This is a genomic window from Arthrobacter sp. U41, assembly GCF_001750145.1.
GTDB lineage: Bacteria > Actinomycetota > Actinomycetes > Actinomycetales > Micrococcaceae > Arthrobacter.
Genome location: NZ_CP015732.1, coordinates 436,676 through 450,215 on the forward strand (window position 1 = coordinate 436,676; position 13,540 = coordinate 450,215).

The window sequence follows — 13,540 nt, forward strand, 5'->3', positions numbered from 1 at the left end:
CCATGTCACTGGTTGCCGGCGTGGATTCCTCCACGCAAAGCTGCAAGTTGGTCATACTCGATTCAGGGAGTGGAGCCCTGGTCCGCGAGGGCCGCGCCGGCCACCCGGAAGGCACAGAGATCCACCCCGACCTCTGGTGGCACGCCCTCGCCGCGGCAATAGACGACGCCGGGGGGCTGGCCGACGTCAAAGCCCTCTCGGTCGGGGGACAACAGCACGGCATGGTCCTGCTTGACGTCGAAGGCAACGTGGTGCGTCCGGCCCTGCTCTGGAACGACACCCGCTCGGCAGGAGCCGCTGCTGACCTCGCCGCTGAGGTGGGCGCAGGGGAATATGCCCGCAGGACAGGTCTAGTCCCGGTGGCGTCATTTACAGTCACCAAGATTCGCTGGGTGCGGGACCACGAACCAGAGTCCGGGTCCCGCGTGGCGGCCGTGGTGTTGCCACACGACTGGCTTACCTGGCGACTCCGGGGTTACGGCCCCGCCGGATCTAGCGCCTTAGGGCCAAACCTAGAGGAGCTCACCACGGACCGCTCGGACGCAAGCGGCACCGGCTATTGGAGTCCAGCCCTTGGCACGTACGATTTCGATCTCTTCCGGCTGGCGTTCGGCCGGAAAGCACGGCAAGCCATGCCCGGCCAATCGGCGGAAGCGACACCCGATACTGTGATATTGCCGCGAGTTCTGGGGCCTTCAGACTCCGCCGGGCACATTCATCCCGACTGCTTCAGTGCCTCAACTTTCAATTCCGACAGAAGCCCCCACGTTGATCTTGGCAATGAAATCATACTCGGCGCGGGTGCAGGTGATAATGCGGCCGCTGCGCTTGGTCTGGGTGTCCAACCCGGAGATGTCGTGCTGTCGGTGGGCACCAGCGGCACGGTGTTCGCCGTCGACGCCACACCTGGGCAGGATGCGAGCGGAACGGTTTCGTGCTTTGCGGACGCCAGCGGAGGTTACCTGCCCATCGCCGTGACACTGAACGCTGCGCGGGTCTTAAGCTCTATCGCCGCAGTCCTTGACGTGGACTTCGACGGCCTCTCCGAGCTTGCCCTGAAGGCCGAACCCGGGTCGGGGGGCGTAGTGCTAGTGCCATATCTTGAAGGCGAACGTACGCCAAACCTGCCCCACGCCAAAGCCAGCTTCCACGGCCTGAGCATCTCCTCCATGACCAGAAGCAACATGGCCCGGGCATCGATCGAAGGCATGTTGTGCGGACTCGCCGGGGGGCTCGATGCTCTGCGCGCCCTGGGCGGTCCGGCGAGGCGGCTGCTGATGATTGGCGGGGCCGTGCAAAATCCAGCCGTACAGCACATCGCAGCGCAAGTCTTTGACCTCCCAGTTGTGGTCCCAAGCCAAGGCGAATACGTGGCGCGGGGCGCCGCGGTGCAGGCGGCTTGGGTGCTAGCGGGAAGTCGGCCAGATTGGCCTGTGCCTGTGGATGCTGCACCAGAGCCGGATTATCGCGGAATCATTAGCCGGAACTACAAACGGGCCAGTGCCCAAAATGACACCGGCAGTTGATGACGACAGCTTCCCGCCCGGCACCTGGGAGCTGCGCCCGAAAGGACCGGGATCGTCGGGCAAGGACTCAGCGCGGGTCAAGGCGGATAGAAGAAGAGCCGTTGGGCCCGCGGTTCGTATGAAGCGAAGCGCCCGTTTGAAGTTAACTTCAACGCAATCGGCGGGTCGGCACTAGACATCAAAATAATGCGCTGCCAGAGTCGACGGCTCGAAGGGGCATCCTCATGCTCCGGAGATACTAAACGTCAGCATCGGAAACGTCGAATCAAAAAGCGCTCTTTCCGCGCAGCGATCAGGCTCCGCGTGCCTTCCGACAGTTGCATCTCAAGCAGAGCCTAGACACTTCGCCAGCAAGAGTTTGCGCCACCACTCACTTCCACTGCGTCGAGGACGAGCTGAATTTGCAGGGCATCGGAGAATGACGGTGAAGGCTGCTCTCCGGCGGCGATGGCTGCGACCAGGTCCGCCGTCTGATGAATGAAGCTGTGGTCGTAACCCAGGCCGTGGCCTGCCGGCCACCAATTTCCTACGTATGGGTGCACAGGCTCCGTGACAAGAATGCGACGGAACCCTGCCGTTTGTGGGTTTTCGGAACCGTCGAAATAGTGCAGGACATTCATGTCCTCAAAGTCAAAGGCAAGTGCGCCCTCAGAGCCATTGATCTCCAGCCGCATTGCGTTCTTGCGCCCCAATGCGAACCGCGTCGCTTCGAAGACTCCAATGGAACCACCCTCGAATCTAGCGGTGAAGATGGCGGCATCATCGACGGTTACCCGACCGCGCTTTGCGTCCTGGCCGACGTCGCCTTGGCCACCCAGACCGACGAAGTTTCCACCAATTGGCCGGTCGTCGACGAACGTCTCAAGTAGAGCGGAGACACCCTTGATTCGTTGGCCTGTGACAAACTGGGCCGCGTCTATGATGTGCGCGCCCAGGTCTCCCAGTGATCCGGATCCGGAAGCTGCCTTGTCCAGACGCCAGGTCAGGGGCGCGTTCTCGTCTGACAGCCAGTCTTGAAGGTACTGTGCCCGTACGTGACGGATCTGTCCCAACCGTCCCTGCTCGACCAGCGTACGCGCGAGGGCCAAGGCTGGAACCCTCCGGTAAGTGAAACCACACATTGCGTAGGCTCCACCCAGCGCGGCCTGATCTGCAGCGGACACCATTCGTCTGGCCTCCTCAACTGAATTTGCGAGCGGTTTTTCGCACAACACATGCTTACCCGCTTCCAGCGCCGCGATTGCGATCTCTGCATGCATATTCCCTGGCGTGCAGATGTCGATGAGGTCAATATCGTCACGTTCTATCAAACGGCGCCAGTCCGTCTCTGTGTCGGCCCATCCCATCCGATCTGCAGCCATTTTGACCGCCGGCCCATTGCGCCCGGCAAGTACGGCCAGTTCCGGACGGATCGGAAGATCGAAGAATCTCGGAGCCGTGCGCCATGCGTGCGAATGCGCCGCCCCCATGAAGGAGTACCCAACCATTCCGACACGCAAAGTCGGCTTCGTTTCAATCGTCATTCTGGGTTCACTTTCTTGCTTATGCAGCGACATGGCCGTGCAGTTGACCGCGGAGCCGACTCTGAGCCGTAAGCGACCGGACTCTCCGCCGCCAATTTATCGGCTATTCAAGTAGGGCGGCAGACTCAATTTTGAGCCGAGTGCGTTGGCGCTCAGGCCGCGAATTCGGACAAGCTAGCGAGGGTTGCCCGATCCGATGACCAAGCGCTGAGCGCCGCCTTCACCGTCGGGTTGGACTCCTCGCGGAGGGCGGTTGCCCGGGCTGCACTAAGTACCCGATCGATGCTGACACGCTCCCCCCGCTCGGACGATTGCACCGCTGCCTCTACCATCGCCAGGCTGAGAATGTTCCCGTGAACCTCCCCCGAAGGTACTATTCCGGACCGGAGTGAGTTAACGAACTCGGCTAGCGAACCCGCGATTTCCTCAGGCGACGCTGTGCCCCCGTCCGGCGGCAAAGGACAATCTCTTTCGCCCTGATCTACCAGCTCGAAGGTGGCGTCGTTCTCGCCATCCCACTTCGCAGTGCCGTGTGCTCCACTCATACGCCAGTTCCCGTTCCATGAAGTTTCAAGCCCTGCACTACACCAGCTACCCGTGAAGACGAAGCGGGCCCCACCGCTGAACTCGAAAACTGCCGTTGTGGCAGCGTCCCCGGCATACCAGCTCCACGACGGGTTGTACTCCTCGCAGTAGACTGAAACAGGTTCCTGTGCAAGTAGATAGCGTGCTACGTCAAAGGCATGAATGGCCATGTCGATCAAGAGAACATGTTCCATTTCTTCGCGGAAACCACCGAAGTGCGGAGCCTTGAAGAATTCAGTCGTCACTATGCCGACCTCGCCAAGCGAGTGAAGGTTGTTCTTCAGAGCCGCCAGGGTGCGATAGTAGCGGCGATTTTGGCTGATCATCAGCAGCTGTCCGGTCACTTCCGAGGCGGCGGCCAGCGACAAGCCCTGACTGACGGTCGGCGCGACAGGCTTCTCACACAGCACGGGCAGACCGCCGAAGAGAGCCTCCATGTTGGTTGGATGGTGGGCTGCGGGGACAGTTACGTTGACCACGGCCTGGGCACCTGTGACCGTTGCCAGTTCAGTCAGGTTCGTTCCAGTGGAAATGTGGCCCAGCCCCGCCTCACGGAGAGCGGCCTCGGCTGCTGAAAGGTTGAGGTCAACAAGACCGACCAGCTCGACATCCGGGGATGCCGTGAGTACAGATATCCATTTCTTCCCCATAAGCCCAGCGCCGATGAGGATGACACGGATAGGGGAACTCTGGTCGCTAAGTGTGGCAAAGGTGCTCAATTTTGCATCGCTCCCCGGTATCCGTGGCCGTTGTAGAAGTCTTCGGTTTCGTAGCGAAGGAGTTCCGGACTTGTGCGCTCCGGACGCTCCGATTTGGCCCATTCGACTCCGTTGGCAATTACTCGTCGGACGTCCTTATGGAAGTAGACGGGGTAGTCCTGGTCCCCGGGGCTGAAGAAGAAGATCTTCCCATACCCTCGCCGGAACGTGCAGCCGCTGCGGAATACTTCCCCTCCGGAGAAGGTACTTAGGAAAATAAGCTCGTCGGGGGCAGGAATATCAAAGAACTCTCCATACATTTCCTGTTCAGGAATGATGAACGGGTGGGGAATTCCCTTCGCGATGGGGTGAGTGGGCTCCACCGTCCAGACGATCTCACGGTCGCGTTCGGAACGCCAGCGAAGGGTGCAGCTAGTGCCCATGAGTTTTCCAAAGATTTTTGACCAGTGGGCAGAATGCAGCACGACGAGACCCATCCCGGCAAGGACGTGTGAGTGAACCCGATCCACGACTTCATCAGAAACCTCGGCGTGTGCAGCATGACCCCACCAGACCAGAACGTCGGTTTTCGTCAGAAGTTCTTCGGTGAGACCGTGATCCGGGTCGTCGAGGGTGACAGTCGTTACCTCCGCACTAGTACCGAGGTTCTCCTCGATGCCCTGGCGGATGGTGGTGTGCATACCCTCGGGGTATATCGCAGCAACTTTAGGCTCAAGCTGCTCATGGCGGTTTTCTCCCCAAACGACGACCCTGAGTGGTTCGGCTTGGGTGGTGGGATCAGACATGTATTTCCTATCTGGCTAGAGCGTGAGTTCCAAACGTTGGGCGGACGATTACAGCAGGCTTTCTACATAGCTATTTGACTGCGCCACCTGTTGCCCCGGCAGCAATGTACTTCTGGGCAATCAAGAGGAGCACGATCGCGGGAAGAGACGAGAGGACCGCGGTGGCCATCACAGCGCTCCAGTTCGAGACTTCCGATCCTAGGTACTGGTAAATGCCCAAGGTCACCGGCCTTACGTCCTGGGTGGTCGTGAGTGTTAGAGCGAACAGAAAGTCGCTCCAGGAAAATAGGAAGGAGAAAAGCCCTGCAGTGATGACTGAGTTGCGACTGATTGGCAGCACGATCGAGAAGAACGCCCGCACTAAGCCCGCACCATCAACCCTGGCCGCTTCAACCAGCGAGGGCGGGATGCCGATCATGAACGCTCGCAGAATGAGGATCGCGAACGGGATCGCATGCGTGGCATCTGCGAGTATGAGACCAGGAATCGAATTGAGGAGTCCCAAGTCGTTATAGGCAGCATAAAGCGCGTTTGCGATCACTATTCCCGGGATCATTTGTGAAATCAAAATGGCAAGGAGGGCAAAATTGATCCAACGAAACCTGAACTGCGCAAGGGCATATGCGGCAGGTGCCGCAATCACGAGGCTGAAGACCACCGTTCCAGCGGAAACAACAAGGCTCGTGATGAGGTTCTTGCCCTGTTGGGAAATAGCGGCCTCATAACCGGCGAAGCTAGGATTCGTCGGGAATAGCCCAGCCGTCAAGGTATTCCCTGAGGGCTGGAGAGAAGCGTTGATCATCCAGTAAATCGGGAAGAGCATGATGCTGAGGAAAAGTATTCCAGTGATGGTGAAGATCCAGGGTGGGACTGTTCGCCGTCTCGTTGGCGCGCTCCTCAAGGAATTGGTACGAACCTTTATTGGTGCCGTAATAGTCATGGATGCATCCCCTATTCGTCGACGGCACGCCGGTTGGCGCGGAGATAGATAACGGCAAAAAGGAGCGAAATGACAATAAGAATGTTGCTGTACGCAGCACCCACCCCGAAGTCGAAGTCGATGAAGGACTCTTGATAGGAACGGACCGCTAGAGTCTGGGTCGCGTTGGCCGGGCCGCCGTTCGTCAAGCCCAGGATGATATCCAGGACCTTGATGGTGTAAACGACCCCCAACACGAGAACCACGCTGACGACCGGTCGAAGGCTCGGCCACGTGATGTGCCGAAACGCTTTCCACCCAGTTGCACCGTCGAGAGCCGCCGCTTCGTACAGTTCTTCGGGGATGTCCTGCAGGCCTCCGTACAGAATCGTGACGTTGAACGGAATGCCGACCCAAATGTTGACAATGATGACTGCTGTGAGGGCAACGGCTGGACTCGTGAGCCACGGGATTGGCTCCTGTATCAGGCCCAAGGTTTCCAGAAATCTGTTGAGAATGCCGCTGTCCTGATCCAAGATGGACCGCCACGTTGCACTTCCTACTATGAGCGGAAGGAGCCAAGGCAGGAGCAGCATTGAGCGGAGGAAATTGCTCAGCGGAAATCGTCGTCTAAAGAACGATGCCAACGCCAGCCCGATGACAAACTGTCCAGCAATCGAACCAATTGTAAACAGTGCCGTATTGGCTAGCGCGGGAGAAAACAGATTGCTTCCAAATACTGCGACGTAATTATCAAAGCCGACCCACGGGGCTTCCCCCGTGAAGAAGGTTCGTGTGGTGTATTGCTGCATGCTCATGCTGATGTTCTTCACCACGGGATAGCCGAAGAACAATCCGAGAAAGACGGCCGCTGGGACAACGAAGAGAACCTTGGCCACGTTCTCTTCAGAGAATCGTCTTCTGGCAGACAGGGTGGGCCGCTTGGGCTGCAACCGTGGAGGTTGCCGAGAGGAACGTTGAATTGTTGACATTTTTACTGGCCCTTCCGGCTCCATTGTTGACCCACCCTGTCTGCTGGCAGAGGACGAATCAGCGCGCTGCGGCCTTGGAGAAGGCATCCTCTACGGAAGCACCACCGGTGAGAGCGAGTTGGACGGCCGTGTAGATGGTGGTCGCTGCCTCCGGCCAATCCTTACCGAGCTTGCCCGTCCGGGACCTGGCGTCTTCCACCTGCTTGGTGAACGCTGCCATGGTCGGGACTTCCGAGACGTACTTCTCGTGCAGATCGTTCTGTGTCGGCACGGTGTTGCGGGCCTTCCCAAGGGCCATCTGGCTGTCTTCGGTTCCGGTACACGCTACGAACTCGGCTGCCTTCGCCTGCTTTGCCTTGTCACCGGTTCTGGGAATTGTCCAAACCATGCCGCCAAGCGGTGCGGTAGGTGTCTGGCCGGGCTTGTTCACGGGGATCTGAACCGTATCCCATTTGACGCCCGGGACTTTGGCCAACGCCGGAATCTGCCACGGGCCATTGACCATCATGGCTGCCTTGCCTGCCAGGAACTGGTCCTTAACATCCGCTTGGGTCCAGTTGATAACGCTCTTCGAAACGGAGCCGCTCTGGACTAGATCAACGTAGAGCTGCAGCGCGCCTTTGACTTCAGGGCTGTCCAGTTTGGTCTCGTCACCGCCGTTCGTCCACATGAAGGGCAGGAACTGCCATGCGCCCTCGTAGGTGGCCGCGGCCGAGAAAGCAAGGCCGTACTGATCTCCCTTGGTGAGCTTGGCGGCCGCCGCTTTAAGCTCGTCCCACGTTTTGGGCGGTGCAACACCAGCGGCAGAGAGAACGTCAGCGTTGTAGAAGAGGCCCAGGGTATCCGCAGGGAGTGGAAGACCGTAGACCTGACCATCCTGTGTGACGGCGTCTAGGCTGTTCCCTGCGAAAGCTGTCATGTCAACCTTGTAGTCACCCAGCGGGGAGAGCGCCCCAGTCGCAGCAACGTCTTTCACCTCGGGGTTGTCGAGCATTAGAACGTCGGGAAGCGTCTTAGAGGATGAACGCTGAAGAACGGTCTGCATCCGGTCCTTGCCCGGTACTGTCGTCCGTTCAACGGTGACACCAACTTTGGCCGCGCACTCGTCGATCGAGGCTTGGAGGATTCCCTTGTCCGGATCGTTGTTGTAGCTGTCCAAGATAGTAAGAGTCTTCACGTCCCCATTTGAGGCTGGGGCCGCTCCACCGCCGGCGCACGCAGTGAACGTAAGCGGTGCAATGGCGGCCATCGCCAGAATGACCGTCATTCTTCTTTTATTGTTCATTATCAAAAAGCTCCCTTGCTTTGTGACGTGACTAGAGGATCCCGACCTTCACTGTCGGTTTCACCCAGCCCCAATCTGCGCCGATGCGGATGACTACGGATGACTACATGTGCCAGATACTGATGCTATATGTCGTGCACCACAACATATTGACACGATATGTCGTGCATCACAACATATAGTCCACAATTCGCGGCGCATTCGGCTGTAGTCGCAGGGGGAAATTGGGTCTGCGACACACGTCGGCGGACAGGAAGACATACTCGTCGCCGTCGCTATCCCAGCTCGCCTCCCGCGCAAGGTGGCTAAACCCAGCCCCGCGCGAACCAAGGAACCCCGCCACGGAACATGCCCAGCGGCGGGGTTCCTGTGCTGGTCAAGGCGGAGTGGCGGCGAAGCTCCGGTCCAGTTACTTGGTGCCGCGCCCGCTTCCACCCCCGGATACCGCGTCGTTCCCCGGGTGCGGGGTGGGGTGGGCGGGAGTAAGTGGGCGGGAGCTCTTCGCGCCGGAGCCGGTGCGTCGGTTTGGCTCCGGTTCAGGAACAGCTGACGTCGCCGTTGCTCATGAGGTCCGGGGCAGTCCAGCCGTCCAGGTGGTACTCGGCCTGCACCGATTAGCGAAGCCCTTGATGCGCGGTTTCTAGCGTCATCTTCGTCGAATCATTGGGGCCGGGGCCTCCGCCGGACGACAAAATTCGCGGGCGCCCCGGACCTGGCTGCGCCGCTGTTCCCGCACGCACCGAATAGCCCTGTGCAAGATCTGGACACTTCCATCGCCAGCCAGTTGCCTCGTGCAGGATGAGGAAGTGCCGCAAATGCGGGATCCCAGGGGCTCATTGACGAGCTTATGGGTCATCACGGACGAACGCAGAGACGCGAAGCCGGGCGGAAACGCTGTGCGGGCGAACCAGCCTCCGCACCCCGGCCGCCAGCTCCCGTTGCATCCTTGTCACAGTGCCGGCAGCGGTATGGGCCGGGTAATCGCCCTCTCGCTAGCAGAAGAGGGAGCGAACGTCACCCTCTTCGACCCGAACCTCGACGCAGAGGGACCCCAGGGTTGTGTTGCTCTCAAGAGCAATCCACTTCCCTGGGGGTCCCTCTTCACCATTGGGTGCAAGAGGCCTCAGTCTGGCATGAATGGGATCAGTGGCCGGCGCCGAGTCTGCCGCCGAGGCGTTCGCGCATGAGGGTACTGGCGTCGTTGAGGCCGATGATCTTCACGTCTTTGCCGTGGTGGTGGTACTTCTCGGTGATGGCGTCCAGGGCTGCGATCGTGGAGGCGTCCCAGAGGTGGGAGGCGTGCATGTCGATGACGACGTGTTCGGGGTCCAGGGCGTATTCGAACTGGGTGTAGAGGTCGTTGGAGGAGGCGAAGAACAGTTCTCCGTCGACAACGTAGCTGGCTGTTTCGTGGCCGCCGATGGTCTTAACGGATCGTTCGACGGTGACGAAGTGGGCGACCCGCCGGGCGAACATCACCATGGCTACGAGCACGCCGACGCCAACGCCGATCGCAAGGTTGTGGGTCGACACGGTGACGATGACGGTGGCGACCATGACCATGGTTTCGTTCTTGGGCATGCGCTTCAGCGTGCTGATCCGGATGCTGTGCCAGTCGAAGGTCGCCACGGAGACGAAGACCATGACGGCCACCAGCGCGGCCATCGGGATCAGCGAGACGATGTCGCCCAGGACCACCACCAGGATCAGCAGGAAAACGCCGGCGAGGAAGGTTGAGATCCGGGTGCGGGCGCCGGAGGCTTTGACGTTGATCATGGTCTGGCCGATCATTGCGCAGCCGCCCATGCCGCCGAAGAAGCCGGTGACGATGTTCGCCACGCCCTGGCCCCAGGCCTCCCGGGTCTTGTGGGAGCGGGTGTCCGTGACGTCGTCGACCAGTTTGGCGGTCATGAGCGATTCGAGGAGTCCAACGAACGCCATGGCGAGGGCGAAGGGGAAGATGATCTGCAGGGTCTCGAGGCTGAACGGCACGTTGGGGATGAACAGTGTCGGCAGGGAGTCGGGCAGGTCGCCTTTGTCGCCCACGGTCGGGACCGCGACGGCGGCGAAGACGGTGATCAGTGTCAGGACCACGATGGCGACCAGTGGGGCGGGGACGGCCTTGGTGAGCTTGGGCAGGCCGAACACAATCACCAGGCCAAGGATGACGAGGGGGTAGACCAGCCACGGAACGCCGAGCAGCTCCGGAACCTGGGACATGAAGATCAGGATGGCCAGGGCGTTGACGAATCCCACCATGACCGAGCGCGGGATGAACCGCATGAGTTTCGCGACCCCGGAGAGTCCCAGGACGATCTGGAAGATGCCGGCGAGGATGACGGCGGCGATGAAGTAGTCCACGCCGTGGGATTTCACCAGCGGGGCGATGACCAGGGCGATGGCGCCGGTGGCCGCGGAGATCATGGCCGGGCGGCCGCCGGCGAAGGCGATGGTGACGGCCATGGTGAAGGACGCGAAGAGTCCGATCCGCGGGTCGACGCCGGCGATGATCGAGAAGGCGATCGCTTCCGGGATCAGGGCCAGCGCGACGACGAGTCCAGCGAGGACTTCGGTCTTGAGCCGGCGCGGAGACATGAGAGTTCCCCGGACCGATTGGAGCTGTTCAGGTGTGAACGCCGGGGGGTGTTCGGCTTGGGTGACGGCCATTTCTGGCTCCGTTCATGGTCAAGAAGACGCGCGGCTGCGGCTTCGTTTTGCTAATGAATGAGGGGGCGCAGCGCCGCGCCGGGACGAGGGAGAATTAGTCTTGAAGATCTCACCCCACCACCTAAACCCTACCCTACCCTAACGTGATGGTAGGGTTTGAATCAGAACAGGACGGAGGCGCTGATGACGGCTAAGACCAGCAGCACCAACACCATGCACATCGGTGAACTGGCGGAGCGGACGGGCCTGTCCCTGCGGACCATCCGCCACTACGACGATGTGGGCCTACTCCCTGCAACAGCGCGGACGGACGGTGGCTTCAGGGTGTTCTCGGAGGATGATTACGAACGCCTTATGGTCATCAAGCAGATGAAGCCCCTGGGTTTCTCACTGGAGGAAATGGCTGAAATCCTGGGTTTGCTTGCGGCTCCGGACGGCTCGGCCCCCGAGGGACCCAGGCCACTGGCGGCCTTCCTGGAGAGGGCCGTGCATCAGCGGGCCAAGATGGCCCGGAACCTAGCCCAAGCCGACGAGTTCATCCAAAAGCTGAGCGGCCGGGCCTGACTTTGAAACACCCACCTGTCGTACGTTGCATCTGCTGGCAACGCTGGTTGGATTACTACTCACAGGTGCCGCTGTCGCCTTCGTTATAGGCGGCCAGTTCCATGCCGGCGCCTCCCGCGGGCTGCGGGCCAGGTAAAGGGGCAGACCCCAGCCGGCGAAAAAGCCGATGGCCTCGATCCAGGACGCGTTCTCCCCGCTCCCCACCGGTGCGCCGTAGTCCGTCATGGATTCAGTCAGTTTTCTCATCCGTCCCCTGGTTTCCCGTAAATGCGAGGCCACAGCGGGAGTGTCTCCCGGCACCAGGCTGTGGTGTGCGCCAGCCCGTTGGCTTCAACGGTGAGGGCCTCGCACACCAGGCAGCCACGCCGGGTCGATGCCGTCGGCGATGGACCGGACATGGACGCCGCGGTCGAACAGCAGGGACCGGTGCTGAGCACGTCGATCAGCGACCGGCTCAACCGGTGGACCCGCCGCACAACGACGGTGTCGCCCTCCTCGGCGTACTCGAGGAGCCTTTTCATTCCGGTCCGCTCAATGGCCGTTTTGACTCTTCGCCGAATCCCCAAATCCCCACAAGCCGGCACGAGTTGCCTTCAGGAGGAAGGCTTGGTCATCGCGGGCCCGTCAGCCCTTGCACGAAGGGTGCTTTCCCCAAAGCGGTCCGTTCAAGGCGTTCAACAACGTGCACGGTCACCTGGGTGTCCACTACTCCGGCTTCCTTGAGCGCGCCGGCTACGGCAGTCCGAATCCCTTCGGTAGAGGCTTCGGGAGCGAGGCCCGCCATGAGGACCCGCAGCCCGTAGGTCTCCTGGATGACCTGCCACCCCGCAGCGGCGGCTTGGTCGAGAATGTGGTGGAACACGATCGGGTGGACATTTACCTTGCCTGCCGTCCCTGGTAGCTGCAGGACGTCTTCGATGCGCCCTTCGATGCCCTCCAGAATCCTGAAGGCGCGTCCGCAGGGGCAGTCCCGTCCTCCCAGACTCACGGTGTCGGACATTTCGTAACGGATCAGTGGAAGCGTGCGGGAGAACAGGACAGTGACGAGGAGCTTTGCCCCGGTCGTCCCCGGGGGCACGGGGTTACCGGCCTGGTCGACGGGTTCAATGATGAGCAGGTCCTCGTAGACGTGGCGGTTCCGGTAGGCGCAGGGCGACGCGATTCCAGCCGTTTCGGTGGCGGCGTAGACATCGAAGGGCGCACTCCCCCAGGCGGCCTCCAGTTCCGAGGCGGTGTGTCGGGTGAGCACTTCGGAGGCGGACATCACGCCTTGCGGTGAGATGTGCAGCCGTCCGGCGCGTTGCTCCGCCGCGAGGGGTTTCAGTGCTGAGGCGTAGCCGACGAGGATCCTGGGCTGGAACCGGTTCAGTGCGGCGACCGTCTCATCCATGGGTGCGGTGACGTCCAGGCGGAGGGTGGGGACGAGTCCGGAGCGCAGGGACGCTCCGACGACGGCGGACTGGTGTGTGGGGACGCGGGAGCTCACCAACGCCATTTTCAGTGGCCGGGTCAGCCCTGCGGAGATCCCGGCCCAGTCATTTGCTCGGGCGTAGGAGGCCAGGACGGTCGCCCATTCGGAACGGTTCCAGACGAAGGTTCCCCGCCGGCCGGTGGTCCCGGCCGTTGCCGCAGCCCACCACCGGCGCTTCCACGGCCGCCCCGGGTCTCCCCCGCCCTGCGTCAGGGACAGAAGGTGGTTCTCCAGCTCCGCCAGACTCAGGTCCGGTGTCGTGACGGCCTCGTCGAAGTGCTCCATCAGGTCCGCTTTCGTCACGGACGGCAGCTGGTCCAGAGGGGCATCGTGCAGGCCGGCGTGATGGCGCCGGTAGAACTCCGAGCCGGCGTAAGTTGCGCGGCGCAGCCCCCCGAGGGCGTGGTCCTGGTGGGCTGTGATTTGGGCGGCGTCCCAGTGGTCCCGTCTCCGCCAGGCAGCCCGCAGGAAAAGCACCCGGGAGATGAGGCGGAGGTCCATGGC

General features: G+C 61.1%; 11 protein-coding genes. 2 read left to right on the top strand and 9 right to left on the bottom strand.

What is annotated here, in order from left to right; genetic code table 11:
* Positions 1–2 precede the first annotated feature (2 nt).
* Complete coding sequence (locus ASPU41_RS02070) at positions 3–1,526, top strand: xylulokinase (protein ID WP_069949503.1); 1,524 nt, start codon at positions 3–5, stop codon at positions 1,524–1,526.
* 335 nt (positions 1,527–1,861) lie between these two features.
* Here the strand turns inward: ASPU41_RS02070 and ASPU41_RS02075 are convergent, their stop codons facing one another.
* The 7 genes from ASPU41_RS02075 to ASPU41_RS02105 form a co-directional block, all read right to left on the bottom strand.
* A complete protein-coding gene (locus ASPU41_RS02075; RefSeq protein WP_069949504.1) occupies positions 1,862–3,049 on the bottom strand; it encodes a Gfo/Idh/MocA family protein in 1,188 nt (395 codons plus the stop codon).
* 152 nt (positions 3,050–3,201) lie between these two features.
* Positions 3,202–4,353 carry a Gfo/Idh/MocA family protein gene (locus tag ASPU41_RS02080; protein WP_069949505.1) on the bottom strand — a complete coding sequence of 384 codons (1,152 nt, stop codon included), beginning with the start codon at positions 4,351–4,353 and terminating at the stop codon, positions 3,202–3,204.
* Positions 4,350–5,138, bottom strand: coding sequence for a ThuA domain-containing protein (locus tag ASPU41_RS02085; protein ID WP_069949506.1), 789 nt, complete (start codon positions 5,136–5,138; stop codon positions 4,350–4,352). Before ASPU41_RS02085 ends, ASPU41_RS02080 begins: the two co-directional genes overlap by 4 nt.
* Positions 5,139–5,208: 70 nt before the next feature.
* On the bottom strand, positions 5,209–6,078 hold the full coding sequence (locus ASPU41_RS02090; protein ID WP_069949507.1) for a carbohydrate ABC transporter permease: 870 nt from the start codon (positions 6,076–6,078) through the stop codon (positions 5,209–5,211).
* Positions 6,079–6,089: 11 nt separating this feature from the next.
* Positions 6,090–6,956 carry a carbohydrate ABC transporter permease gene (locus ASPU41_RS02095; RefSeq protein ID WP_442856231.1) on the bottom strand — a complete coding sequence of 289 codons (867 nt, stop codon included), beginning with the start codon at positions 6,954–6,956 and terminating at the stop codon, positions 6,090–6,092.
* 151 nt (positions 6,957–7,107) lie between these two features.
* Positions 7,108–8,316 (bottom strand): sugar ABC transporter substrate-binding protein, encoded by a 1,209-nt coding sequence (locus tag ASPU41_RS02100; RefSeq protein ID WP_231941140.1) that lies wholly within the window; start codon positions 8,314–8,316, stop codon positions 7,108–7,110.
* 1,161 nt (positions 8,317–9,477) lie between these two features.
* The gene (locus tag ASPU41_RS02105; protein WP_069949509.1) at positions 9,478–11,001 is read right to left on the bottom strand and encodes a SulP family inorganic anion transporter; all 1,524 of its coding nucleotides are present in this window, start codon (positions 10,999–11,001) and stop codon (positions 9,478–9,480) included.
* Positions 11,002–11,184: 183 nt separating this feature from the next.
* On the opposite strand from ASPU41_RS02105, the gene ASPU41_RS02110 reads away from it, so the two are divergent.
* Positions 11,185–11,565 (top strand): MerR family transcriptional regulator, encoded by a 381-nt coding sequence (locus tag ASPU41_RS02110; protein ID WP_069949510.1) that lies wholly within the window; start codon positions 11,185–11,187, stop codon positions 11,563–11,565.
* A gap of 242 nt (positions 11,566–11,807) precedes the next feature.
* Here ASPU41_RS02110 and ASPU41_RS23950 read toward each other — a convergent pair whose 3' ends face one another.
* A complete protein-coding gene (locus tag ASPU41_RS23950; protein WP_069949511.1) occupies positions 11,808–12,086 on the bottom strand; it encodes a recombinase family protein in 279 nt (92 codons plus the stop codon).
* Positions 12,087–12,175: 89 nt separating this feature from the next.
* Positions 12,176–13,537 carry a phenylacetate--CoA ligase family protein gene (locus ASPU41_RS02120; RefSeq protein WP_069949512.1) on the bottom strand — a complete coding sequence of 454 codons (1,362 nt, stop codon included), beginning with the start codon at positions 13,535–13,537 and terminating at the stop codon, positions 12,176–12,178.
* Between the last annotated feature and the right edge of the window lie 3 nt (positions 13,538–13,540).